3 protein-coding genes are annotated in these 1,720 nt (G+C 54.2%); 2 read left to right on the top strand and 1 reads right to left on the bottom strand.

From position 1 onward, the window contains the following. The coding region (locus D6694_11280) for a hydantoinase/oxoprolinase family protein (GenBank protein ID RMH39386.1) at positions 1–575 on the bottom strand (575 nt) is incomplete at its 3' end. Between the two features lie 122 nt (positions 576–697). Here D6694_11280 and D6694_11275 point away from each other — a divergent pair. Both D6694_11275 and D6694_11270 read left to right on the top strand, forming a co-directional pair. Continuing rightward, positions 698–1,303: an ATP-dependent helicase gene (locus tag D6694_11275; GenBank protein ID RMH39385.1), complete on the top strand. Its 606-nt coding sequence runs from the start codon at positions 698–700 to the stop codon at positions 1,301–1,303. 213 nt (positions 1,304–1,516) lie between these two features. Beyond that, on the top strand, positions 1,517–1,720 hold a 204-nt coding region (locus D6694_11270), incomplete at its 3' end, for a hypothetical protein (protein RMH39384.1).

The following is a 1,720-nucleotide window of genomic DNA, read 5'->3' as shown; positions in this document are numbered from 1 at the left end:
GTCGAGGCGCGCTCGTATTCGCGGTATTCCGGCAGCACCCGGTGGGACAGCGATGCAAACACATGAGCCGGCAGCACTGCGGCGAGCTCGGACTCCTGGATCGGATTCAGAAACGAGAACAAGGTGCAGATGGCCACGGCCTCATAATCGCCGGCGCGATCCGCCAGCGCCTGAAGGCTTTCCTCATCGATCGGCTCCACGAGACATCCGTCAGCATCCACGCGACCGCCCACGCCCAGACAGTCATCGGCTGGCAGCAGCCTGCCATATGGCTCCGGCGTCAGATTGTAGAGCTCGCGGCGCACCTGCCGGCCAAGGGCCAGCAGATCCTCCAGGCCACGGTTGGTCACGAACAGCGTACGCACTCCCTTGCGCTCGAGCACCGCATTCGTGGCGACGGTGGAGCCGTGCACCAGATGCAGCGATCCGGCATCCAGCCCGAGGGCCCGGATGCCGTTCAGGATCGCGCGCGACGGATCATCGGGCGTGGACAGCTGCTTGTGAAAGCGAACGCCATCGGCGTCGCAGACGACAAAATCGGTAAAGGTTCCACCACAATCCACGCCGACCAGCATGGGCTGAATCTAGCTCCATTCGTTCACGAAATCAGGCCCGACAATTCCGAATATGCTCTCTGTGCCGGATCGACAGCCCATGGCCAGGAAAAACGGCGCACGTTGAGGCCGGTAATGCACTGATGCACAATCAAGGGAAGCCAGCAAAATCAACTAAGCCTGCAAGTGGCAAGGTTCTGATTGGAGGCCTATCCGAGTTCAAGCCTAATCCATATGAAAGCACAAAGTTTGCTGGAGATGCAATTTCTCCAGCCGTTAGAAGGTTGATCAATTCAGTCCACAAGGACGGGAAGAATGTCGTTCTCCTAGCCCGAAGAAATACCGTTCCATGGTTTGTCAGCTTTCAAAGCACTGGGAGAAACAGGGACTTAGACAGATTCAAAGAATCGATTTGCAAGGACCTTCCAAGAGAGATCGCAGACAAGGCCTCCATTTCGACTATTCATAAGTATAAGGGTCTAGAAAAGGACGTAGTGATCATTCTTGATGCCATTCAACGTAGCTATCCACTCATTCATCCAGACTGGATTTTCACCAGAGTGCTGGGTGACCACCCTGAAAAAATTGTTGATGAAGAACGCCGTCTTTTTTATGTCGCTTTGACTCGGGCGGTGGACACACTGATAGTTATCACTGAAAAAGGGAGTGAGTCCTTATTTTTGAATGAAATGACTCAGCCAACCCTGCGGAAATTTACAGCACATTTTGGAGTTGACCCTAAGTGCTGAGCGCACTTAATCTTGATGGTGGCGGTTTAGTCAAGGTTTCTATCTCGCATGGGATGCGCAAATGCAGCTTGCCTGCCGAGCGGATTCAGCAATCCCATGACCCATGCCCATGTTTTGTCTACAGTCAAAGACCAAGTGCGCTGGACAGCAAAGATAAAGATGGCAACAAAAACACCAGCCACACACGCTCTAGGGAATATATTGAGACACCAGATGTCGCAGGGGCTGCTATCATACTGGTTTCTGATGGAGGGGTGTATGCAGGTTCGATTTGGAATGGGGCTCGACGGAGGCGGCTGGCCGGAGTTCGATGGCGAGTCAGATGCACTGATCGGCGATGCACTGCTTGGACCATCCGGTCTGATTGGCTTGCTGGAAACCCACCTTGGCCTTGGCGGAAGGGAAACACCTGAGGCC

It is taken from the genome of Gammaproteobacteria bacterium (assembly GCA_003696665.1).
Taxonomy (GTDB): Bacteria; Pseudomonadota; Gammaproteobacteria; order Enterobacterales.
This window is presented reverse-complemented; position numbering and strand designations above follow the sequence as displayed.